General features: G+C 67.6%; 27 protein-coding genes. 11 read left to right on the forward strand and 16 right to left on the reverse strand.

From position 1 onward, the window contains the following. Positions 1-88 precede the first annotated feature (88 nt). The 3 genes from IB230_RS05910 to grxD are packed head-to-tail and all read right to left on the reverse strand — an operon-like array spanning position 89 to position 1,751. Positions 89-691: a YhgN family NAAT transporter gene (locus IB230_RS05910; RefSeq protein ID WP_192269965.1), complete on the reverse strand. Its 603-nt coding sequence runs from the start codon at positions 689-691 to the stop codon at positions 89-91. Beyond that, on the reverse strand, positions 688-1,434 hold the full coding sequence (locus IB230_RS05915; protein ID WP_192269968.1) for an SDR family NAD(P)-dependent oxidoreductase: 747 nt from the start codon (positions 1,432-1,434) through the stop codon (positions 688-690). Before IB230_RS05915 ends, IB230_RS05910 begins: the two co-directional genes overlap by 4 nt. Then, positions 1,431-1,751 carry a Grx4 family monothiol glutaredoxin gene (grxD, locus tag IB230_RS05920; protein WP_192269971.1) on the reverse strand — a complete coding sequence of 107 codons (321 nt, stop codon included), beginning with the start codon at positions 1,749-1,751 and terminating at the stop codon, positions 1,431-1,433. Before grxD ends, IB230_RS05915 begins: the two co-directional genes overlap by 4 nt. 157 nt (positions 1,752-1,908) lie before the next feature. Here grxD and IB230_RS05925 point away from each other — a divergent pair, with 157 nt between their 5' ends. Beyond that, a complete protein-coding gene (locus IB230_RS05925) occupies positions 1,909-2,487 on the forward strand; it encodes a Fe-Mn family superoxide dismutase (RefSeq protein WP_192269973.1) in 579 nt (192 codons plus the stop codon). A 77-nt stretch (positions 2,488-2,564) separates the two neighbouring features. Here the strand turns inward: IB230_RS05925 and IB230_RS05930 are convergent, their stop codons facing one another. Together IB230_RS05930 and purE are read right to left on the reverse strand one after the other, a co-directional pair. Further along, the gene (locus IB230_RS05930; RefSeq protein WP_192269975.1) at positions 2,565-3,707 is read right to left on the reverse strand and encodes a 5-(carboxyamino)imidazole ribonucleotide synthase; all 1,143 of its coding nucleotides are present in this window, start codon (positions 3,705-3,707) and stop codon (positions 2,565-2,567) included. Next, positions 3,704-4,213 (reverse strand): 5-(carboxyamino)imidazole ribonucleotide mutase, encoded by a 510-nt coding sequence (gene purE, locus IB230_RS05935; RefSeq protein ID WP_192269977.1) that lies wholly within the window; start codon positions 4,211-4,213, stop codon positions 3,704-3,706. The genes IB230_RS05930 and purE overlap by 4 nt, the downstream gene beginning before the upstream one ends. 64 nt (positions 4,214-4,277) lie before the next feature. Here purE and IB230_RS05940 point away from each other — a divergent pair, with 64 nt between their 5' ends. From IB230_RS05940 to IB230_RS05950, 3 genes are read left to right on the forward strand one after another with little or no spacing between them, the layout of a single operon-like run. Next, positions 4,278-4,547 (forward strand): Trm112 family protein, encoded by a 270-nt coding sequence (locus IB230_RS05940; protein ID WP_192269979.1) that lies wholly within the window; start codon positions 4,278-4,280, stop codon positions 4,545-4,547. Continuing rightward, positions 4,544-5,410 (forward strand): carboxylating nicotinate-nucleotide diphosphorylase, encoded by an 867-nt coding sequence (nadC, locus tag IB230_RS05945; RefSeq protein ID WP_192269981.1) that lies wholly within the window; start codon positions 4,544-4,546, stop codon positions 5,408-5,410. Before IB230_RS05940 ends, nadC begins: the two co-directional genes overlap by 4 nt. A 7-nt stretch (positions 5,411-5,417) precedes the next feature. Continuing rightward, entirely contained in the window at positions 5,418-5,753 is a 336-nt protein-coding gene (locus tag IB230_RS05950) for a DUF3301 domain-containing protein (RefSeq protein WP_192269983.1), read from the forward strand. 48 nt (positions 5,754-5,801) lie between these two features. On the opposite strand, the gene IB230_RS05955 is transcribed toward IB230_RS05950, so the two are convergent. From IB230_RS05955 to IB230_RS05980, 6 genes are all read right to left on the reverse strand, one after another. After that, positions 5,802-6,260 carry a ClpXP protease specificity-enhancing factor gene (locus IB230_RS05955; RefSeq protein ID WP_192269985.1) on the reverse strand — a complete coding sequence of 153 codons (459 nt, stop codon included), beginning with the start codon at positions 6,258-6,260 and terminating at the stop codon, positions 5,802-5,804. Between the two features lie 64 nt (positions 6,261-6,324). Next, complete coding sequence (locus tag IB230_RS05960; protein WP_192269987.1) at positions 6,325-6,960, reverse strand: glutathione S-transferase N-terminal domain-containing protein; 636 nt, start codon at positions 6,958-6,960, stop codon at positions 6,325-6,327. Positions 6,961-7,141: 181 nt separating this feature from the next. After that, a complete protein-coding gene (locus IB230_RS05965) occupies positions 7,142-7,888 on the reverse strand; it encodes a cytochrome c1 (RefSeq protein WP_192269989.1) in 747 nt (248 codons plus the stop codon). Continuing rightward, positions 7,881-9,140, reverse strand: a complete 1,260-nt coding sequence (locus IB230_RS05970) for a cytochrome bc complex cytochrome b subunit (protein WP_192269991.1) — start codon at positions 9,138-9,140, stop codon at positions 7,881-7,883. Before IB230_RS05970 ends, IB230_RS05965 begins: the two co-directional genes overlap by 8 nt. 3 nt (positions 9,141-9,143) lie before the next feature. Then, complete coding sequence (gene petA, locus IB230_RS05975; RefSeq protein ID WP_192269993.1) at positions 9,144-9,755, reverse strand: ubiquinol-cytochrome c reductase iron-sulfur subunit; 612 nt, start codon at positions 9,753-9,755, stop codon at positions 9,144-9,146. A 166-nt stretch (positions 9,756-9,921) separates the two neighbouring features. Next, on the reverse strand, positions 9,922-10,818 hold the full coding sequence (locus IB230_RS05980; RefSeq protein ID WP_192269995.1) for a lytic transglycosylase domain-containing protein: 897 nt from the start codon (positions 10,816-10,818) through the stop codon (positions 9,922-9,924). A 217-nt stretch (positions 10,819-11,035) separates the two neighbouring features. Between IB230_RS05980 and miaB the strand changes: the two genes are divergently transcribed. After that, on the forward strand, positions 11,036-12,472 hold the full coding sequence (miaB, locus tag IB230_RS05985) for a tRNA (N6-isopentenyl adenosine(37)-C2)-methylthiotransferase MiaB (RefSeq protein WP_192269996.1): 1,437 nt from the start codon (positions 11,036-11,038) through the stop codon (positions 12,470-12,472). Positions 12,473-12,478: 6 nt separating this feature from the next. On the opposite strand, the gene IB230_RS05990 is transcribed toward miaB, so the two are convergent. Then, positions 12,479-12,910, reverse strand: a complete 432-nt coding sequence (locus IB230_RS05990) for a hypothetical protein (protein WP_192269998.1) — start codon at positions 12,908-12,910, stop codon at positions 12,479-12,481. 167 nt (positions 12,911-13,077) lie between these two features. Here IB230_RS05990 and IB230_RS05995 point away from each other — a divergent pair, with 167 nt between their 5' ends. Both IB230_RS05995 and IB230_RS06000 read left to right on the forward strand, forming a co-directional pair. Then, positions 13,078-13,524, forward strand: coding sequence for a hypothetical protein (locus tag IB230_RS05995; protein WP_192270000.1), 447 nt, complete (start codon positions 13,078-13,080; stop codon positions 13,522-13,524). Further along, positions 13,524-13,949, forward strand: coding sequence for a hypothetical protein (locus IB230_RS06000; protein ID WP_192270002.1), 426 nt, complete (start codon positions 13,524-13,526; stop codon positions 13,947-13,949). Before IB230_RS05995 ends, IB230_RS06000 begins: the two co-directional genes overlap by 1 nt. A 28-nt stretch (positions 13,950-13,977) precedes the next feature. Here the strand turns inward: IB230_RS06000 and IB230_RS06005 are convergent, their stop codons facing one another. The 4 genes from IB230_RS06005 to IB230_RS06020 are packed head-to-tail and all read right to left on the reverse strand — an operon-like array spanning position 13,978 to position 17,653. Continuing rightward, positions 13,978-15,063, reverse strand: a complete 1,086-nt coding sequence (locus tag IB230_RS06005; RefSeq protein ID WP_192270004.1) for an ABC transporter permease — start codon at positions 15,061-15,063, stop codon at positions 13,978-13,980. Further along, entirely contained in the window at positions 15,060-15,986 is a 927-nt protein-coding gene (locus tag IB230_RS06010) for an ABC transporter ATP-binding protein (RefSeq protein WP_192271313.1), read from the reverse strand. Before IB230_RS06010 ends, IB230_RS06005 begins: the two co-directional genes overlap by 4 nt. Before the next feature lie 13 nt (positions 15,987-15,999). Beyond that, complete coding sequence (locus IB230_RS06015; protein ID WP_192270006.1) at positions 16,000-16,959, reverse strand: HlyD family secretion protein; 960 nt, start codon at positions 16,957-16,959, stop codon at positions 16,000-16,002. Further along, a complete protein-coding gene (locus IB230_RS06020; RefSeq protein ID WP_192270008.1) occupies positions 16,949-17,653 on the reverse strand; it encodes a TetR/AcrR family transcriptional regulator in 705 nt (234 codons plus the stop codon). Before IB230_RS06020 ends, IB230_RS06015 begins: the two co-directional genes overlap by 11 nt. A 152-nt stretch (positions 17,654-17,805) precedes the next feature. Between IB230_RS06020 and IB230_RS06025 the strand changes: the two genes are divergently transcribed. The 4 genes from IB230_RS06025 to IB230_RS06040 are packed head-to-tail and all read left to right on the forward strand — an operon-like array spanning position 17,806 to position 20,213. Beyond that, positions 17,806-18,099 (forward strand): hypothetical protein, encoded by a 294-nt coding sequence (locus IB230_RS06025; RefSeq protein WP_062351259.1) that lies wholly within the window; start codon positions 17,806-17,808, stop codon positions 18,097-18,099. A 29-nt stretch (positions 18,100-18,128) separates the two neighbouring features. After that, the gene (locus IB230_RS06030; protein WP_192270010.1) at positions 18,129-19,112 is read left to right on the forward strand and encodes a PhoH family protein; all 984 of its coding nucleotides are present in this window, start codon (positions 18,129-18,131) and stop codon (positions 19,110-19,112) included. A 26-nt stretch (positions 19,113-19,138) separates the two neighbouring features. Then, positions 19,139-19,627, forward strand: coding sequence for an rRNA maturation RNase YbeY (ybeY, locus tag IB230_RS06035; protein ID WP_192270012.1), 489 nt, complete (start codon positions 19,139-19,141; stop codon positions 19,625-19,627). A gap of 4 nt (positions 19,628-19,631) precedes the next feature. Next, the gene (locus IB230_RS06040) at positions 19,632-20,213 is read left to right on the forward strand and encodes a hypothetical protein (protein WP_192270014.1); all 582 of its coding nucleotides are present in this window, start codon (positions 19,632-19,634) and stop codon (positions 20,211-20,213) included. Positions 20,214-20,250: the final 37 nt, after the last annotated feature.

Here is a 20,250-nt window from a genome sequence, read left to right on the forward strand (position 1 = left end):
AGTTTCCGCAGTGCAGCACGGTCGACGGGCCGCGGTTGTGGCCGGGCTCGTTCGACGATCCGGCCATCTGGCAGCCGGCCTGGCTCCGTCAGATGTTGGGGGGCGTGAGCTTCAGGTACGTACCGATGCCGTCCAGCACCATTTGCACGGAAATGGCGACCAGAAGCATGCCCATTAGCCGCTCGATCGCGGTCAGCACGCGCCGCCCCAGCCATTTGTAGAGGACGGTCGCGGAGAACAGGATCACCGCCGTCGCCCCCCAGGCCAGCAACAGGGCCAGGCTCCAGTCGCCGAGCCGGGACGGGTCATTGCTGCCCATCAGCATGACGGCCGCCATGCCGGACGGACCGGCCACCAGCGGAATGGCCAAGGGCACGATGAAGGGCTCCCCGCCGGGAAGCTCGCCCATCAGGCCCTCCGGCCGCGGAAAGATCATCCTCACGCCAATCAGGAACAGCACGATGCCGCCGGCGATCGCGACCGATTCCTGGCGCAGGTGCATCAACTCCAGGGCGTACTTGCCGCCCCACAGGAACAGCATCAGCACGACCAGGGCGATCAGCAGCTCACGTATCACCACGATGCGCTGCCGGCGCGGCGGCAGCGGCTTGAGCACGCTGAGGAACACCGGGATGTTGCCCAGCGGGTCCAGGATCAGGAACAGCAGCAGGGCCGCCGAGAGGACGGTCATGCCCGCACCTTCCATATCTGCCCCCTGTACTCGGTGCCTGCAGATGACAGCAGGGTGACACAGGCACGCGCATAGTCGCCGGCGTCGCGCGCCTGCGCATCGGTGTCGTCGGCATAGGCGCGCGAGCGCAACCCGGTACGCATCGGCCCGGGCTGCAATGCGGACACACGGACCGTGCTGGTGGCCAGTTCGGCGTGCAGCATGCCCACCATGGAGGTCAATCCGTGCTGGGCGACGCCGTAAGCCCCCCAATACGCCTGCCCGACGCGCGCCAGATCATCGACGCTGAAGACCAGCGCCGCGTCATCCGATTGCTTCAGCAGCGGCAGGCAGGCCTGCGACAGCCACCACGGTGCAGTGAGGTTGACGTGCACGACGCGCGCAAAGGCTGCCGGGTCGGTGTGCTCGAGGGGCGTCAGCCCCTTGAACTCGGCCGCGCAATGCAGGACGCCGTCGAGACGGCCGAGTTCGCCATGGATCCGATCGGCCAGTTCGGCGTAGTCGTCGGGCGTCGCGCCCTCCAGGTCGAGCGGATACAGCAAAGGCTCTGCCCCGACCTGCGCCACCGCGTCGTACACGCGATTCAATTTCGGCACCTTGCGCCCCAGCAGCACCACCGTCGCCCCCGCTTCCGCACATGCGACCGCGGCTGCACTGCCCAGGCCGCCGTGCGCACCACTGACCAGCACGACGCGCTGGTCCAGCGCGCGCGGCGCACGCGTCGGCAGTCCGAGCAGACTCACGGTGTGTAAGCCTCGGTCACGATGCGCTGCAGCTCGCCCGACTCGTGCAGTTCCAGGGTGATGTCGCAGCCACCGATCAGCTCGCCATTGATGAAGAGCTGCGGAAACGTCGGCCAGTTGGAGAAGCGCGGCAGGTTGGCACGGATCTCGGGCTCTTCGAGCACGTTGATCACATGGAGCTGTTCGGCACCCGCTTCGCGCAGCGCGTGCACGGCCCGGCTGGAGAAACCGCACATCGGGAACTGTGGCGTGCCCTTCATGAAAAGGACGATCGGGTGGCCATCCACTTCGGCCTGGATGCGTTCCATCACCGGCATGCTGATTTCTCCTTCGTTGACGGTTTGGCAACCACCGTCGGGTACACTTTCGGTCCGTTCCGCAGGGCGTACCTGCGGCTCGCATAGTGTAAGCCTTTGCATCGCCCGCCGATGCCGGGCACGTCCTCTTGACCCGCCTAGCGTAAGGAACCAAGCCATGGCCATCGAACTGCCCCCCCTGCCCTACGACCGCACCGCGCTGGAGCCGCACATCTCCGGCGAGACCATCGACTTCCACTACAGCAAGCACCACAAGACCTACGTCGACAACCTCAACAAGCTGATCGAGGGCACCGAGTTCGCCGATGCGTCGCTGGAAGAGATCGTGCGCAAGTCGCAGGGCGGCATGTTCAACAACGCCGCGCAGGTCTGGAACCACACCTTCTACTGGAACGGCCTCAAGCCGAACGGTGGCGGCGAGCCGACCGGCAAGCTGGCCGAACTGATCAACAAGGCCTTCGGCGACTTCGCCAAGTTCAAGGAAGAGTTCACCAAGACCGCCATCGGCACCTTCGGTTCCGGCTGGGGCTGGCTGGTGCAGCGTCCGGACGGTTCGCTGGCGCTGGTCAGCACGTCCAACGCCGCCACCCCGCTGACCGGCGAAGACAAGCCGCTGCTGACCATCGATGTGTGGGAGCACGCCTACTACATCGACTACCGCAACGCCCGTCCCAAGTACGTGGAATCGTTCTGGGCACTGGTGAACTGGGACTTCGTGGCCGGCAACCTGCGCTGAGCGCGGATCACCGCTGTATATGAGAACGGCCGGGGAAACCCGGCCGTTTTCTTTTGAGTCTGCAGGCAACGATTGCGTCAGCCGGAAAGCCGCGCCACGACGGGCGCCACCTGGGCCTCGCGTCCCAGCACCCCCCCCACGCGCGCCAGCGCCTGGGCCAGCGACGATGCATCGTCCGCACGCAGCGTGGCATGACCCACCTTGCGGCCAGTGCGCGGCTCCTTGCCGTAGTCGTGCCAGTGGCCGCCGGCTTCCTGCAGCACGGCGCGCGCATCCGGCATCTCGCCGATCCAGTTGAGCATGCAGGCCTGGCCCAGCACGCGCGTATCGCCCAGCGGCAGGCCGAGCACCGCACGCAGGTGGTTCTGGAATTGCGAGGTCTCCGCACCCTCGATCGTCCAATGGCCCGAGTTGTGCACGCGCGGCGCCATCTCGTTGGCGAGCAACGCACCGTCGCGGTAGAACAGCTCAAGTGCGAACACACCCACGTAATCCAGCGACTCGGCCAAGCGCCGCGCGTGCGCGCAGGCAGCATCCGCCAGTGCCGCATCGACGCGCGCGGGTGCCAGGCTCGCCGACAGCACGCCGTCGACATGCCAGTTCTCGGTCAGCGGCCAGGTGCGGAATTCGCCATCACGGCCGCGTACCGCGACCACCGACAGCTCACGCTCGAACGGGATGAAGGCCTCGACGATCAGTCCGACGGTGGCCGCCTGCGCACCCAACGCCTCCCAGGCGGCATCGACGTCGGCCGGCGACTTGATGCGGAACTGGCCCTTGCCGTCGTAGCCCAGGCGCCGCGTCTTGAGGATGCACGCGCCGCCGAGCCGCTCGACTTCCGCACGGAGCGCTTCCAGGCTGTCGACGTCGGCGAAGGCGCCCACGGGAATTCCGAGCTCGCGGAACAGGGTCTTCTCGACCAGACGATCCTGCGCGACGGCCAACGCACGCGGGTTGGGAAACACCGGCACACGACCGGCAAGCCACTCCGCGCTTTCCGCCGGCACGTTCTCGAAATCGAACGTGGCCACATCCACCTTGGAGGCGAACTCGGCCAGTGCGGCTTCATCGCGGTAGTCGCCCACCAGCAACGGCGCGAATTGCCCGGCGCAGGCATCCGGCGCGGTATCCATCACCAGGAAGCGCAGGCCGAGCGGCGCACCCGAGAGCGCGAGCATGCGGGCCAACTGCCCGCCGCCGAGGATGCCGACCGTGGTCATAGCGGCTGGCGCGGATCGTCGTGCGCCATCACATCATCGGTCTGGCGGGTGCGGAAGGCGTCGAGCGCGGTGCCGATCGCCGGATGCTCCGGTGCCAGCAGCGCCGCCGCGAACAGGCCGGCATTGGCCGCGCCCGCGTTGCCGATGGCGAACGTCGCCACCGGGATGCCGGCCGGCATCTGCACGATGGACAGCAACGAATCCATGCCATTGAGCGCTTTCGACTGCACCGGCACGCCCAGCACCGGCACCGCCGTCTTCGCCGCGAGCATGCCTGGCAGGTGTGCGGCACCGCCAGCGCCGGCGATGATGGCGCGCAGTCCGCGCGACGCCGCTGCTTCCGCGTACGAGAACAGCACGTCCGGCGTGCGATGTGCGGAGACGACTTTCACTTCGTAGGGAACGCCCAGCGCATCCAGCTTCTGCGCGGCATGCTGCATGGTCTCCCAGTCGGAGCGGGAACCCATCACGATGCCCACGACGGGGCTGGAAACGCTGGCGGTCATGGCCGTCCTCGGTCGCAAAGACGTATTCTACCCTCCTGACCGAACCGCTGATCGAGTCCCCCACATGGACCGCAAACTGCTCGACCTCCTCTGCTGCCCCACCACCCGCCAGCCGCTGGCCGTACTCGATGCGCGCGGACTGGAAGCGCTGAACCGCGCCATCGGCGACGGGCAGGTCAAGCGCGCCGACGACACCGCGCAGACCGACGCGCTGCGCGAGGCGCTGGTCACGCACGACCGCAAGACCGTCTACCGCGTTGAGGACGGCATCCCCGTGCTGCTCGCCGAGGAGGCGATCGCCACCGCACAGGTCACCGACTTCCCCGCGCGATGAGCCAGCGCCCGACACCACCGCCGGCGGACGTCGTGGCCTCGGATGTCGCGCGCGCACTGGCGGAGGATGTCGGCAGCGGCGACGTCACCGCCGCCCTGCTGCCGGATACGGCTGACATCGCCTATCTGCTGTGCAAGGAGAGCGCCGTCGTTGCCGGTCGCCCCTGGTTCGATGCCTGCCATCGTGCGCTCGATCCCGACGTGCGGATCGACTGGCGTGTGGAGGACGGCGATCGTGTGCCCGCCGGCACCGTGCTGGCCACGCTGGCGGGGCGGACACGTGCGCTGGTCACTGCAGAGCGTTCGTCGCTGAACTTCCTTCAGACCCTGTCCGGCACCGCCACCGTCACTGCCCAGTATGTCGATGCCGTGCGCGGCACCGGCTGTACGATCCTGGATACGCGCAAGACCCTGCCCGGCCTGCGTCTGGCGCAGAAGTACGCGGTCCGTTGCGGCGGCGGACGGAACCACCGCATCGGCCTGTACGACACCGTGATGCTGAAAGAAAACCACGTGCGGGCCGCGGGCTCGCTGGTGGCGGCCATCCATGCCGCCCGCAGCGCGCAGCCCTCGCTGCCCCTCATCGTGGAAGTGGAAACCCTCGCGCAACTCGACGAGGCGCTGGCGGAAGGCTGCGAGCGCATCCTGATCGACGACTTCGATGCCGATGCCCGGCGCGAGGCCGTGCGTCGCGCCAAGGCGGCACCGTACGACGGTCGCATCCCGCTCGAGGTCTCCGGCAGCGTGGACCTGACGACGCTGCGCGGCATCGCGGAAGACGGCGTGGACTTCGTGTCGATCGGCGGTCTGACCAAGCATGTCCGCGCCATCGACCTGTCGATGAAACTGGGCCCCGCGCCGTGAGGCTCGCATGTCGCCCCTGAGCGCGTTGCTGTGGCTGATCGCCGGCGGTGCCGCGTTCGCCTACTGGAACGCCGCACGCGCGGCTGCCGAACGTGCCGGCCTGCTGGGCCGCAATGCGTGCAAGGCCGCGGGCGTCATCTGGCTGGACCAGAGCGTGCACGCCAACGGAGTACGGCTGTGCCGCGGCGAGGACGGCTGGCTGGGTTTCGAGCGCAGCTTCCGCTTCGAGTATTCGTACGACGGCATCGATCGCCATGTCGGCCGACTCGTGCTGCGTAAAGGCCAGCTGGTGTCGTTCGTGGGGCCGGTCGCCCCGTCGGTGACGCCGATCGATCGGCACTGAGCCGTCGCGGTCGGCGGCCCGGTCGACCGGATACGCCGTGTACCTCGTCTACTTCACCACGCGCAGGAACGGGGGGCGCTTGCCTCCACCGCCGGAGGGCGGCGTATCGTCGTCGGGCGGCGCGTCCTGCGACGTGACGACATCGTCGTCATCGCCGGCGGCGTCGGTGTCGTGCGGGACGTCGTCCGGCAGCGCCATGCCCTGCCCGGTCTCGCGCGAATAGATCGCCAGCACCGCGCTGATCGGCACATGGACCGCGTGGCTGACGCCGCCGAACCGCGCCGTGAAGCTGACCGCGTCGTTGTCGATCATCAGCCGCACGACCGCGCGCTCGGCGATGTTCAACACCACCTTGCCTTCCTTCACCGCGCTCGCAGGCACCTGCACGCCCGCCATCGTCGCGTCGACCAGCAGGTGCGGCGTCATCCCGTTGTCGGCGATCCACTCGTTCAGCGCCCGAAGCAGGTACGGACGATGGCTGGTCATGCGGGAAGAGGCGTCGGTCATTTCACTTCTCGGCAGCCCACCACGACAGAGCATCGTGGAAAGCCTGGTCTTGCTCGGCGGTCGGTCAGGCCGGGATCTCGCGCAGCTTCTTCTCCGCGTCCGTGAGGCTGCGCAGGAAACCGGGATGCCGGAAGATGCGGTTGCCGTAGTCCTCGATCGCCTTGCCATCCTTGGGCAGTGGCACGTCCAGCGACGGCAGGCGCCAGATGATCGGAGCCATGGCGCAATCGGCCAGGCTCATTTCGGGATTGAGGAAGAACTTGCTCGCCTTGAACAGCGGCACCGAGGCGGTCAGCAGTTCCTTCAGTCGCTTGCGGCCGGCTTCGGCCTGCTGCTTGTTGCCCAGCTGGATGGCCTGCACCTGCGGCACCCAGTCGTGCTCGATGCGCAGCATGGCCAGACGCAGGCGGGCACGCGAGAGCGGATCGACCGGCATCAGCGGCGGATGCGGATAACGCTCGTCCAGGTACTCGCTGACCACCGACGCGGCGTACAGCACCAGATCGCGCTCCACCAGGGTAGGCACGGAATGGTAGGGATTCAGATCGATGAGATCTTCGGGCGGATTCTGCGGATCCACCGGCACCAGGTCGTAGCTCACGCCTTTCGCGGCGAGCACCAGCCTCACGCGGTGGCAGAGCACATCATCGGTGGAGGAAAACAGCGTCAGTGTATTGCGCATACGTGGACTCGCAGCCATTCACGGCTCTCCGACGATCGGAATCCGCCGATCGCACCGACGCCGCCAGCCCCTTGCCGACGGTCGCCACGGTCCCTGAGTGTGCAATCCCCGCCGGAAAAAGCCAAGCAATCCCGCGCCGGCTTTCCCTCGCCAGCGCGGGCCCGTGGCCCGCGCCTTGGCGTGGGACGTGCGACGTCGTTTAGTGGACGTCCTTCCAGTACTCCTGCTTCAGCAGGTAGGCCAGGAACGTCAGCGCCGACAGGAACAGGATCACCCACACGCCGATGCTCTGGCGCTTCAGGGCCGCCGGCTCGCCGACATACTCCAGGAAGTTGGTGATGTCGCGCGCGGTCTGGTCGAACGCCCGTGCATCCTGCCGGCCGGCCTGCGTGACCTTGAGGCTTTCCACGTGTCGCTCGCCGGTGGCCGCGTCGGGCTGACCGTACTCGGCGTGCTGCATGCCCTGCAGCTCCCACAGGGGGTTGGGCATGGACGCGTTGGGGAACAACTTGTTGTTCCAGCCCAGCGGACGCGATTCGTCGAGGTAGAACGACTTGAGGTAGGTGTAGATCCAGTCGCTGCCACGCACGCGCGAGATGACGCTCAGGTCGGGCGGCATCTTGCCGAACCACTTGGTGGCCGGGTCGTGCGGCATCGAGACCTGGATCTGTTCGCCGAACTTGGCGCCGGTGAAGTTGAGGTTCTTCATCACCTCGTCTTCGGTCAGGCCCAGGTCCTCGGCCATGCGCGAGTAGCGCATGTACTTCAGCGAATGGCAGCCGGCGCAGTAGTTCATGTACAGCTGCGCGCCACGCTGCAGCGACGCGCGGTCGCCGAGGTCGTTGCCGGCCTGCAGGGTGGCGCCGCCGCCGGCGGCGAACGCGGAGAACGAAATCAGCAACCCGCTGGCGAAGACAGCTAGGCGAGAGGCGAAAGTCTTAGTCATGCGTCGTCACCCGCTCGGGCACTGGCTTGGTCTTGTCGATCTTGGTCCAGATCGGCATGGTCAGGAAGAACAGGAAGTAGAACGCGGTCAGGAAGCGGCCGACGATCGTTTCGACCGGATCCGTACCCGGACCGGCGCCGATCTTGCCCAGCCAGACGAAGCAGATCGCGAACACGCCCAGCAGCACCTTGGACAGCACGCCGCGATAGCGATACGACTTCACCTTGGCGCGGTCCAGCCACGGCACCAGGAACAGGATCGCGATGGCGCCGAACATCACCAGCACGCCGCCCAGCTTGTTGGGCACCACGCGCAGCATCGCGTAGTACGGCGTGTAGTACCACACCGGCTTGATGTGCTCCGGCGTGACCAGCTTGTTGGCTTCGGTGAAGTTGTCGTGCTCCAGGAACCAGCCGCCCATGGCCGGCGCGAAGAACACGATGAACGCCGCGAAGATCAGGAAGCAGCCGACGTAGAAACCGTCCTTCACCGTGTAGTACGGATGGAACGGAACGCCATCCGCCGGGGCGGTGGGCGACCAGCGGTTGCCCTTCGGGCCCTTCTTGATCTCGACGCCGTCGGGGTTGTTGGACCCGACTTCGTGCAGCGCGAAGATGTGCAGCACCACCAGCAGCAGCAGCACCAGCGGCAGCGCGATGACGTGCAGCGCGAAGAAGCGGTTCAGCGTGGCATCGCTGGGCAGGTAGTCGCCCATGATCCACTCGGTCAGGCCGTTGCCGATCACCGGGATGGCGCCGAACAGCGAGATGATGACCTTGGCGCCCCAGAACGACATCTGGCCCCATGGCAGCACGTAGCCCAGGAAGGCCTCGGCCATCAGCACCAGGTAGATCAGCATGCCGAGGATCCACACCAGCTCGCGCGGCTTCTGGTACGAGCCGTACATCAGGCCGCGGAACATGTGGATGTAGACGACGATGAAGAACAGCGACGCGCCCGTGCTGTGCATGTAGCGGATCAGCCAGCCCCACTCCACGTCGCGCATGATGTATTCGACCGAGGCGAAGGCTTCCGCCGCGCTCGGCTTGAAGTGCATCGTCAGGAAGATGCCGGTCAGGATCTGGTTGACCAGAACCACGATCGACAGCACGCCGAAGATGTACCAGATGTTGAAGTTCTTGGGCGCGTAGTACTCGCTCATGTGCTTGCGGTACACGGGCATGAAGCCCGGCGCGCGCGCATTGAACCAGTCGACCACGCCATCGGCGGTGCGGGTGATGATGTTCGCCATGGCTTACGCGCCCCCTTGCGGATCGAGGCCGATCACGATGGTGTTGTCGTCCTGGTAGAAGTGCGGCGGCACCACCAGGTTGGTCGGCGCGGGCACGTTCTGGAACACCCGGCCGGCCATGTCGAAGCGCGACTTGTGGCAGGGGCAGAAGTAGCCGCCCTTCCAGTCCGGATCGTACGGCTGGGGCTTGATCTCGGCGGCCATTTCCGGCGAGCAGCCCAGGTGGGTGCACAGGCCGACCAGCACCGATATTTCGGGCTTGACCGAACGGAGTTCACCGGTGATGTAGGACGGCTGCTGGTCCTTGTTGGCCGACTGCGGATCGCGCAGGTGGCTGTCCAGCGTCGGCAGCGCATCCAGGATCGCCTTGGAGCGCTTGACGATCCAGATGGGCTGGCCGCGCCATTCCAGGATCAGGCGCTGACCTTCCTGCAGGCCGGTGAGGTCGGCGGTCACCGGAGCACCGGCCAGCTTGGCCCGTGCGCTCGGATTCCACGACTTGATAAAAGGTACTGCTGCAATACCGGCGCCCACTGCACCCACCACCGCGGTGGTTGCAGTCAGGAACCGGCGTCGGCCCGTATTCACAGGCCCATTGACCCCATCGATGGCCATCCGGCACTCCGCAAAACAATCAGGTAGCTAAAAAGGCTGCCAAGGCCGCCCCCATTACCCCGGGGCGACCGCAAAAGACGTCGAAGTGTAACGGATGGCTTAATGGGCCGACAACGGCTGCCATGGAATCAAGGACTTGTGTGCGCCCGAAGGCGCCTGCCGCGGCTCAACGCGCGGCGACGGCGTGCCGGTAACGGTCGGCCAGGACGGCGACGCGCTCGACGTAGCGCTGGGTTTCCTTGTACGGCGGGACGCCGCCGTGGCGGTCCACCGCGCCTTCGCCGGCGTTGTAGCCGGCGGCGGCCAGCGTCAGGTTGCCGTTGAAGCGCTTCAGCAACCAGGACAGGTACTGCGCGCCGCCGCGGATGTTCTGGCCGGCGTTGTAGGAGTCGGTCACGCCGAAGCGGCGCGCCGTCGCCGGCATGAGCTGCATCAGACCCTGCGCACCCGCGTGCGACAGCGCCATCGGGTTGTACGAGGACTCGGCGTGCATGATCGCGCGCAGGATGGATTCCTCCACACCGAACTCGCGCGAGGCGGCGGCGATCTCGGCCGCGTAGGCGGAGGTGTTCAGGCGCAGCCGGCCGAAGTCGACGCCCGGATTGCCGCAGGCGAAGCAGGTTTCGATGTAGCTGTACTTGATGGTGCGCAGGCTCGCCACCTGCGTGCCGCCTTGCGGGCGGGCACTCGTGTAGTGGCGAACGCCATCCTTGATGTAGGAGTACACCTGGCCGCTGACCACACGACGCGGGCCGGTCGCGGCCGGCGGCGTCGCCGGCACGGCGGCCGGAACAATGGCGCTGGCCGAATCGGACAGGGCGGGCGCGGTGGCGGCGCCGATGGCCGGCGTGGCCTCGGCGGGACGCGAGACGGATGCGACCTGGGCCGGGCGGCTGCGGTCGGGCGTATAGCGGCTCACGACTTCGCAGCTGGCGCCGCTGACGCGCTTGCTGACGTAGTTCGGCACACCGTCGTTGCCGGTGCACTTGTACAGCGTGCCCGCGCTGGCCGGCAGTGCGGTCAACGCGGCCAGCACGGCCAGAAGCGTCAGAGTCCCCCTCATGCCGCGCAGTGTCCCGAATTCCCGGGTGATTGCCAAGTCCTTGTCCAACAAAGGTTTCCTCCAATCTGTGCAGCCGGTCTGAGTTCGACACATCGGCGCACGGCGACCCTTGCCGGGTCCAATACCCTCTATCAACGCCATCCGGGCCGGTGACCGGCCGTCCGCTGGCCGCGTAGACTACGCGGCCCTGCCCGCCCACCCGACTGGATTAAGCGCCATGACCGGGACGCAAGCCCCCGAACTGCCGACCACGGCCGGCTCCGCCGTGACCGACCCCGCCCTCGTCCCTCTGCCCATCGGCCGTCCCCGCACGCCCGACCAGGTCCGCGGGAAGCTCTACATCAAGACCCACGGGTGCCAGATGAACGAGTACGACTCGGCCAAGATGGCCGACGTGCTCGCCGCTTCCGATGGCCTGGAGCTGACCGACAACCCCGAAGAAGCCGACGTGGTGCTGGTCAACACCTGCTCCATCCGCGAGAAGGCGCAGGAGAAGGTGTTCAGCCAGCTCGGCCGCTGGAAGGCCCTGAAGAACGGCGGCCGTGACGTCATCATCGGCGTCGGCGGCTGCGTGGCTTCCCAGGAGGGCGAAGCCATCGTCAAGCGCGCGCCCTACGTGGACCTGGTGTTCGGCCCGCAGACCCTGCATCGCCTGCCGGAACTGATCCGCGCCCGCCGCGAGCAGAACAGGCCACAGGTCGACATCAGCTTCCCCGAGATCGAGAAGTTCGACCGCCTGCCCGAGCCGCGCGCCGAAGGCCCGTCGGCGTTCGTGTCGATCATGGAAGGCTGCTCCAAGTACTGCTCGTTCTGCGTGGTGCCCTACACCCGCGGCACCGAGGTCAGCCGGCCGTTCGAGGACGTGCTGGTGGAAGTGGCGCAGCTGGCCGCCCAGGGCGTGCGCGAGATCAACCTGCTCGGCCAGAACGTCAATGCCTACCGCGGTCCGTACGGCGACGGCGAGGTCGCCGACCTCGGCCTGCTGATCCGCACCATCGCCGAGATCGACGGCGTCGGCCGCATCCGCTTCACCACCTCGCACCCGCTGGAGTTCAGCGATTCGCTGGTGGACGCGTACCGGGACGTGCCGCAGCTGGCCAACTTCCTGCACCTGCCCGTGCAGGCGGGCAGCGACCGCGTCCTGTCGGCGATGAAGCGCGGCTACACCGCGCTGGAGTTCAAGCAGAAGATCCGCAAGCTGCGCGCGGTGCGGCCGGACATCTCGATCAGCTCGGACTTCATCGTCGGCTTCCCCGGCGAGACCGATGCCGATTTCGAGAAGACGATGAAGCTGCTTGAGGACGTCGGTTTCGACCAGAGCTTCAGCTTCATCTACTCGCGCCGTCCCGGCACGCCCGCCGCGGACCTGGAAGACGACACGACCGACGCGGTGAAGCATGCGCGCCTGGAGCGCCTGCAGCAGCACATCAACGCCTATGCCGCCGGCATCTCGCAGCGCATGGTCGGCACCGTGCAGTCGGTGCTGGTGGAAGGTCCGTCGAAGAAGAACCCGAACGAGCTGACCGGCAAGACCGAGAACATGCGCTCGGTGAACTTCCCGGCCCATCCGCGACTGATCGGCCAGTTCGTCGACGTGGTGATCACCGAGGCGCTGAGCAACTCGCTGCGCGGGCGCGTCGCCGGTACGGACTGAGGCGGACTAGCCGACGGCGGGCAGCGGCACGCCGTCGCGCTCGTTGTCCCAGATCATGTGGATGATCTTCCAGCCGTCTTCGCCCTTGTAGAGCTGGATGCTGTTGATGCCGCGCCGCTCCGGCACGGCATCGTCGGGCGCGGTGCGCGCTTCGTAGGCGCTCCAGACGTGGGCGATGTTGCCGAACACGCGCACTTCACGCGCGGTCTCGACTTCGAAGAAATCCATCTTCGCCAGCAGCTCATCCGCATTCGCGCGGTACTCCGCCAGCGTGAACGACAAGCGCCACGGTTTGCCTTCCGCGTCCACGCCGGTGCGGATCTGCCGGCAGTCCGGATGGAAGGCCGCCTCCTGCGTCGACCAGTCGCGGGGACCGGCCGGGCCGGAAATCATCGCGTACATGGCGTCCACCGCCGTGCCGATCGCCACCTCGTCCATCCCCTACCCCGTGCCGTTTCCCGTTCCCACCCAAGGCTACCAGAGCGTCGCGCCCACCCCCTTGAGTCGCCCCTCGCGTGCCCGCCATACTCCGGCCCAGCGCGGATGCCTGGGGAGGCATCCGGCCGCGACGCGGCATGCGCTCGATCACTCAGGGGAAACCAACGATGAAACGCCACTTTCTGGGCGCCGCGACGATGGCGATGCTGCTGTCCGCGTGCGCAACGGGCTATCACAGCGCCAGCAATCCCATTCTAGGATTGACGGGCGGCTACTGGGACCAGCCGGGCCCAGGCCGCCTGATCAAGGTCGGCTTCTCCGGCAACGGCTACATCACGCCCGACAAGGTCGCCACCTACCTGCTGTACCGCTGCGCCGAGGTCGCCCAGCGCGAGGGCGGCAGCCACTTCATCTTCTACACCAGCCTGCCGGACGCCATCGACGACCGCCGCAGCAGCGAGCGCAAGGTCAATGCGCTCGGCGGAAAGCCCGCCACCTATGCCTACATCCTGGTCGTTCCCGGCGAAGAACCGGACGCCCTTTCCGCTACCGACGTGATCTCCCGGTTGGAGCCGGTCGTGAAGCCCGCTCCCAAGCAGGGAGGTGCCTCGTGATGCGACTGACCCGCTTCCTGCTTCCCGCCGTCCTCGCGCTGTCCTGCACGGCGTGCATGAGCATCTACCGTATGCCGGCGGGAACGCCTTCGGCCTCGCTGCGCGTGCCGCCCGGCGCCACCACCTGGATCTGTGCGGACGGCCCGGCGCAGATCCTGCCCCGGGAAAAGGATGGCCGCGCCCGCATTCCGGCAGGGCAGCGCATCACGGTCGGCGCGAACTTCTCCAGCAGCGACGGCTACATGAACTACTTCTGTTCCGCGGGCGTGAGCCTGCTGCCGGACCAGGACGCGCGCTATTACCAGGACTTCGAAACGGAAGGCAACATGTGCAGCGCGCTGGTCTATCGCGAAACCGACGACACGCGCGTCGGCCTGGCGTTCGAACCCACCATGGGGCGCAGCGGCCCGGGCTGCACCCGCTGAGCCACGGCGGGGCTGGGGGCCGCGGCCCTCAGTCCAGCCGCTTGCGGAAGCGCAGGATCGCCGCCGTCATCAGCACGGTGGTGAAGGCCAGCAGCGCGAGCACGTCGGGCCACAGTTCCCACAGGCTGGCGCCGCGCAGCATGATGCCGCGGATCAGGCGCAGGAAGTGCGTCAGCGGCAGCACCTCGGCGATCCATTGCACGATCTTCGGCATCCCGGCGAACGGGAACATGAAACCCGACAGCAGGATCGACGGCAGGAAGATGAAGAACGTCATCTGCATGGCCTGGAACTGCGACTGCGCACCGGTCGAGATCAGCAGGCCCAGGGTCAGGTTGGCGACGATCAGCAGGCAGGCCGCGAGATAGACGTGCAGCAGGCTGCCGCCCAGCGGTACATCGAACAGCCACGTGCCCAGCGCCAGCACCACCGTGGTCTGCACCAGGCCGATCGCCACGTAGGGCAGCACCTTGCCGATCATCAGCTCGGCGCTGCTGACCGGCGTGGCGATCAGCAGTTCCATGTTGCCGCGCTCGCGCTCGCGCACGATGGCCACGCCGGTGAACAGCACCATGGTCATGGTCAGGATCACGCCGATCAACCCCGGCACGATGTTCACCGCCGAGCGCCGCTGCGGATTGTAGAAACCGACCACGCTGATGGTCCGTGCCGTCAGCGGACGGCTGCTGCCATCCAGCGGCATCTGCGCCAGCTGTGCGGCGGCGCTCTGCACCGCGTTGTCGCTGCCATCCACGAAGATCTGCACCGCTTCGCGGCCTTCGGCCCGGCGGCGATCGTAGTCCGGCGGGATGACGATGCCGATGCTGATCTCGCCCCGCCGCATAGCTTCGACCAGCGCCTGCGGCGTGGCGGCGTCCTGCACCGGCGTGACCACGCCGGTGGCGACGATGTCCATCACCAGCGCGCGCGACGCGGAGGTACGCGCCTGGTCGGCGATGCCGGCTGACAGGTCACGCAGGTTGGTGTTGATGGCATAGCCGAACAGCAACAGCTGCATCACCGGGATGCCGACGATCATCGCCAGCGTGATGCGGTCGCGGCGCATCTGCCGGACCTCCTTCACCATCACGGCCATCAGGCGGCGCAGGTTCATGCGGCCTCCTCACGCGCGGGCTGACCGCGCGTGGCGGACACGAAGACGTCTTCAAGATTGGCTTGCGACGCCGCCACCTCCGCCGCGATCCCGGCTTTTCGCAAGCCCTCGGCCATGCGACCGGCGGCATCGCCGTTCTCCGCCAGCAGCACGCGCAGCACGTTGCCGACCTGCGCCACGCTGAGTACGCCGGGCAGGTCAACCAGTACCTTCTTCGCCTGCCGCGGCTGCGCGGCGGTGACCACCAGCGTGCGGCCTGCGAGTTCGCCGGTCAGCGCATCCGGGGTGCCGTCCGCGACCAGTACGCCGCGATCAAGGATGGCGATGCGGTGGCAGCGTTCGGCTTCGTCCATGTAGTGGGTGGACACCAGCAGCGTGGTGCCGGCGTCGGCCAGCTCGAACAGCTTTTCCCAGAAGTCGCGGCGCGACTCCGGATCGACCGCACTGGTGGGCTCGTCGAGGAACAACAACTCCGGTTCGTGGATCACCGCGCCCGCCAGCGCCAGCCGCTGCTTCTGGCCGCCGCTCATCGTGCCGGCCAGCTGTTTCTGACGGTCCTGGAAGTGGTACTGCTCGACCAGCTCGTCGATGCGCCGTTTCGCCTGCGCGCGTGGGATGTCCTGCACGGCGGCGAGGAACTCGAGGTTCTCGCGCACCGTCAGGTCCTCGAACAGCGAGAACTTCTGCGTCATGTAGCCGATGCGCGTGCGCAGCCGCTCGGCCTGCTCGGGGATCCGCAGACCGAGCACGTCGATCTCGCCCGCCGTCGGCGTCAGCAGGCCACACAGCATGCGGATGGTGGTCGACTTGCCGGAACCGTTCGGGCCCAGGAAGCCGTAGACGTTGCGTCGCGGCACGTCGAGGTCGACGTCGTTCACCGCGACCAGCCCGCCGAAGCGCTTGGTCAGCCCGCGGACGCGGATGGCGATGTCGCCGTCATTCGTTGCCATGGGACACCACCTGCAGCGGCGCACCGACCGGCAGGTCGGCGGCTTCCTTGCCCAGGCTGATTTCGGCCAGGTAGCTGAGCCGCGCCGCGTCCTGCCCGGTCAGCGCGAAGTACGGGGTGAAACTCGGCTCGCTGCGGACCATCCGCAAGCGACCCGCATACGTTTTTTCCTGTCCGTCCAGGCGCACCTGCACGCTGTCGCCGACCTTCATTTCGTTGCGCAGCGCCTGCGGCAGGTAGACGCGCGCGTATGGCGCGTCGCCGACCAGCATCACCGCCAGCGGCGCGCCGACCGGCGCCTGATCGCCGAGCTTGTACGGCAGGCTGTCGATGCGGCCCGCGCGCGGGGCGACCACGTTGAGCTTGTCCAGCGTCACCGCCTGCACGGCGGCCTGGGCTTCGGCCGTGGCGACCGCGGCCGCGCCCTGCGCGACCTGTTCGCTGCGCGTGCCGCGCTCCAGTTCCAGCAGTGCGGCCTGCGCCAGGCGTACCTGCGCCTGCGCGCTTTGCGATGCTGCGCGTGCGCGGTCCACCTCGGACGCGGCGACAAGCTGCTGCCGCCCAAGCGGTTGCAGGCGGGCATAGTAGGCATCGGCATCGCGCGCCTGCGCCTGCGCGGCGGCCAGGCTGGCGCGCGCCTGCGCGACATCCTCGCTGCGCGGACCCGCGCGCAGTTCCGCCAGCGCCTCGCGGCTTTGCGCCGCCTGCGCCTGCACCGCGGCCAGCTGCGACTGCGTGCGCGTCAGCTCGAGTTGCAGCAGCGGAGCGCCTTCGGCGACCTGCTCGCCCTCGCGCACGTCGATGCGCACGATCTTCTCCGCGACCGGCGAAGGCAGCGTCACCCGGTCCCATTCCAGCGTGCCCAGCGCGAGCGGCGCCTCGGCCTTGCAGCCGGCCAGCACAAGCAGCGCAGCGGCGAAGGCTGCACCCGTCAGTTCATTTCGCATGGTCCAGCTCCAGTCCACGGTCCAGCAGCACCAGCGTGTGCCGGCGCAGGTCGTCGAAATCGATATCGTCGGCGCCGAACAGCTGTCGCCAGATCGGTGCGCTCGCCATCGGGAACATGGTCAACCCGATCAGCGACACCATCAGCAGGCGCGGATCCAGGTCGGGATTGAGTTGCCCGGCCTGCTGCGCGGCGGCGAAGCGGCCGGCCATCATCTTCGGCAGCAGCGGGCCGACCTGGCCGATCATCATGTCGCGCAGCGCACCGCCCTCACAGAGGATCTCGCGCACCCACAGCGTCGGCAGCCAGGGATGCTGCGCGACCACGCCGGCGATGCCGTGCACGAACCCGGCGACCAGCGCCGCGACATCGGCGTCGCCGGCCTGCATCAGAGGTGCGCGCATCTGGCCGATCACCGGCAGCAGCCGTTCGGCCACGACCGCCTGCTGCAACTGCGCCTTGTCGCCGAAGTAGTAGTGCACCAGCGCCGGCGTCACGTGGGCTTCGCTTGCGATATCGCGCAGCGAGCTCGCGGCGATGCCCTTCCTGACGAAGCAGGCCAGGGCGGCGTCCAGCAGGGTGGCGCGCAGGTCGGCCGATTCAGCGGTCGGGCGGCGCCCACGGGCGCGCTTGCGGGGAGGCGTGGCGGATTTCTTGGCCGGTGCTGCCACCGGCGGCGTCTTGGTCGTCGTCATGCCTGACATTTAATTTATCAATTAATTAAATTTCAAGCCCGATCCGACGGACGGCGCGCCATGGCCCCTGCCACGGCGCCGGGTTACGCTGCCCGCCCGCCTTGTGTTCGCCAGGAATCGCCGCCATTTCCCCGGATAGCCCGCGCCTGTGGGTGTTCACCCTGGAAGCCCGTCCCCTGCCCGACAGCCCCGATTTCGTCGAGGCCGGCGGGGCGTTCGTCACCTGCTACCTGCGCCCGGGCTTTGTCCCGGACCCGATGCGCCGCGCGGTCGAATTCGTCCGCGAGCAGGGCTGGGAAGTGATCGCGGTGGAGGACGAACCGCTGCAGATCGAGCGCCACGACGCGCCCGAGGAGGAACACTTCGACCAGGCCCTCGTCGACGACGAGGTGTACGTCTTCCACCAATGGCCGGTGGACGACGCGGACGAACAGACGCGCCACTGACCCCACGCCACGAGACACCCGCCTCCCCCATGACCGTTCCCAGCCAACACGAATTCACCCTGCAGCCCGAGAACGTCGAACGCCTCGCCAACCTGGCCGGCCCGTTCGATGCGCACCTGCGCCAGATCGAACTGCGCCTGGGCGTGGAGATCGCCAACCGCGGCGCCATCTTCCGCATCACCGGACCCGAGAAGTCCGCCGCCGCCGCGGAGAAGCTGTTGCATGCGCTGTACGAGGAGACAGCCAGCGAGACCTTCGACAGCGAAGCCATCCACCTGCGCCTGAACACCGCCAATGTCGACCGCATCGCCGACGCGGACTACCAGCCGCAGGACGTGGCCATCAAGGTCAAGCGCGGCACCGTGCGCGGCCGCGGCGCCAACCAGGCCAAGTACCTGCATGCCATCGCCACCCACGACATCAACTTCGGCATCGGCCCGGCCGGCACCGGCAAGACGTTCCTGGCCGTGGCGAGCGCGGTCGAGGCGCTGAACGAGTCGCGCGTCCAGCGGCTGATCCTGGTACGCCCCGCGGTGGAAGCCGGCGAGAAGCTGGGCTTCCTGCCTGGCGACCTTTCCCAGAAGGTAGATCCCTACCTGCGCCCGCTGTACGACGCGCTGTACGAGATGCTCGGCGTGGAGAAGGTGGTCAAGCTGCTGGAGAAGAACGTCATCGAGATCGCGCCGCTGGCCTACATGCGCGGCCGCACGCTCAACGATGCCTTCGTCATCCTCGACGAGGCGCAGAACACCACCATCGAGCAGATGAAGATGTTCCTGACACGCATCGGCTACGGCAGCACCGCCGTCGTCACCGGCGACCTGACCCAGATCGATCTGCCCAAGCACCAGAAATCCGGCCTGAAGGACGCCCTGGAGGTGCTGCGCGGCGTGGATGGCATCTCGTTCAACTTCTTCACCAGCCGCGACGTCGTGCGCCATCCGCTGGTGGCGAAGATCGTGCGGGCTTACGATGCACGCGACGGCAAGGATCCGGAAACGGATCCCGCCTGACCTCCTCCACGTCGATCACGCCTGCCATGACCCAGGGCCCCGTCCGCCTCGAAGTCGCCGTCAGCTACGCGCTGCCGCGCACCGGCATTCCTTCCGCCGTGAGTTTCCGCAAGTGGGTGGCCGCCGCGCTGAAGGGCCGCATCCGCGAAGCCGATCTCGCCATCCGCATCGTCGACAGCAAGGAAGGCCGCGCGCTCAACCGCCACTATCGCGGCCGCGACTACGCGACCAACGTGCTGAGCTTCCCGGCCGAGATGGCCGAGGGCGTCAAGCTGCCGAAGGGCGTGAAGATGCCGCTGCTCGGCGACCTGGTGATCTGCGCACCGGTGGTCGCGCGCGAAGCGAAGGAACAGAAGAAGCCGCTGGCCGCGCACTACGCGCACATGACCGTGCACGGCACGCTGCACCTGCTCGGTTGGGACCACGAGGACGACAAGGAAGCCGACTGCATGGAACAGCTGGAACGCGAGATCCTGGCCGAGCTCGGCATCGCCGACCCCTACGCGGAAGACTGATCGCATGCTGCGTGCCGTCTGTTTCGCGCCTGTGCTGGCGCTGTGCCTCCCGCTGTCCGCCGCCGCACAGGATGCGCGCCCCGATCTCGCCGCGCTGATCGAATGCCGCGGCGACCTGGGCCAGCTCGCGGCGATCGCGCCGCTGCTGGAAGATCCGCTGAAGGCGGTCGCGCTGGGCTGGCAGCCGCTGCCGCAGGCGAACATGTTCATGAGCGAGTACCGCCTGCTCACCCCGGTCCGGGTCTTCGGGCACGACACGGACCACATCGCCTTCTCCGGCGGCGGTGTCGTCGCCGTGCTCGACCTGCCCGATCCGCGCCCGCTGGCGAAGCAGCTCGAACTGGAAACCGCCGTCGACACGCCGGCCAAGGCCATGTTCGGCAAGGAAGTACGCAGTGAGGAAGTCCCTGATCCGGCCACCGGCAAGGTATTGATCGACTCGGCCGTGCTCAACGTCAGCAACGTGTCCTCGCATCCCGGCAAGACACTGGCGGGCTGCAGCTACAGCCTGGACCTGCCCGAGGACGAGGAAGCGTCCGGGGATGGCGAGGCGCTACCGCCTGCGCAGGCCGCCCAACCGGGTTAGACTGGCCGCCACGCCCCTGCGGGCGACCACTCCCCCG

The sequence above is a fragment of the Pseudoxanthomonas sp. PXM01 genome (assembly GCF_014851815.1).
GTDB lineage: Bacteria > Pseudomonadota > Gammaproteobacteria > Xanthomonadales > Xanthomonadaceae > Pseudoxanthomonas_A.